The sequence below is a fragment of the Onishia taeanensis genome (genome assembly GCF_013349955.1).
GTDB lineage: Bacteria > Pseudomonadota > Gammaproteobacteria > Pseudomonadales > Halomonadaceae > Onishia > Onishia taeanensis_B.
In genome coordinates, this window is sequence record NZ_JABVXC010000039.1 from 1 (window position 1) to 1,076 (window position 1,076).

A 1,076-nucleotide genomic window follows, 5' to 3' on the forward strand; every position below is an offset into this window, starting at 1 on the left:
TGTCGGGTCCCGTGTGATTAACCACCCGCTTGGTAAATAACTCAGGGTGCTTGATCTGCCATACCTTCATCACCTCAATCGGCGATTGATGATGCAGTGCCTTCTGCGGAATGTGGTGATTGTACAGCCACATATAGCGTTTCAGCGTCTGCTCAAGGTCTTCGCCTGAGGTGTAGCGCCGAGTCGCCAACACGTCGCTGATGCGACCATTGAAGCGCTCCACCATGCCGTTCGTCTGCGGCCTGCCCGGCTTGATCAGACGATGCTCGATGTTATGGGCTTGGCACTCCTGGTCGAATGCATGGTTGCCGCTGGGCTTACGCTCACCGGCCCGAGTAAAGCGATCAGTAAAGGATTTTCCGTTGTCTGTAAGTACCGTCTGGATCTTGAAGGGGGCCTTCTCCTTCAACTGCTTCATGAACGCACGCGCGTCCTTCGCTGACTGACTGCGCTTGATCTCCAAATAGACCCAGCGCGTGGCACGGTCGATGGCGACGTACAAGTAGCGTTTCTGCTGCTCGTCAGGCATCTGAGGCAGGTGTTTAATGTCGATGTGCACGAAACCCGGCTCATAGTCCTTGAAGGGCTTGTGCCGGGGCTTCTCATCACCGCCGGCGTCCTGCCGAGCCAGTTTCGCCAATGTCGGCACCTCGCGCCGCTTGAGCATGCGATGCAGCCCGGAGCGGGACAAGCGAGGATTCAGGAATTCACGTGCCACGACCAGGAGATCATCCAGACCGAGGCGAAGGAATTCGCGAGCGGCGATCAGCACCTCCTCTTGCTCGGGCGTGAGCGTGGCCAGCAGGTTGTGCCGCGTGTGAGATCGATCGTGGACATCGTCACGGTTCCGCCAGCGCCGGATGGTCGCGGTGGCGACGCCATATTGGCGGGCCAACTCGCTATCCGTGATGCTGGTGGGGGCTGCCTGGATCTCGGCACGGATCTTCGGTGTCGTGGTCGCTTGTTTATGCAGCTTGATGTCCATGAACCTGCTCCCGAATGAATTGCTGAAGAAGCTCTCTGGCGGCTAGCAGAGGATAACTTCTATAGGCGATTCGATCATCGGGGACCCGACA

1 protein-coding gene is annotated in these 1,076 nt (G+C 58.1%); it reads right to left on the reverse strand.

Features of this window, described 5'->3' with window-relative positions:
- Positions 1-985, reverse strand: a 985-nt coding sequence (locus HUS66_RS17355) for an IS481 family transposase (protein WP_175072444.1), incomplete at its 3' end; no start/stop codon positions are given.
- Between the last annotated feature and the right edge of the window lie 91 nt (positions 986-1,076).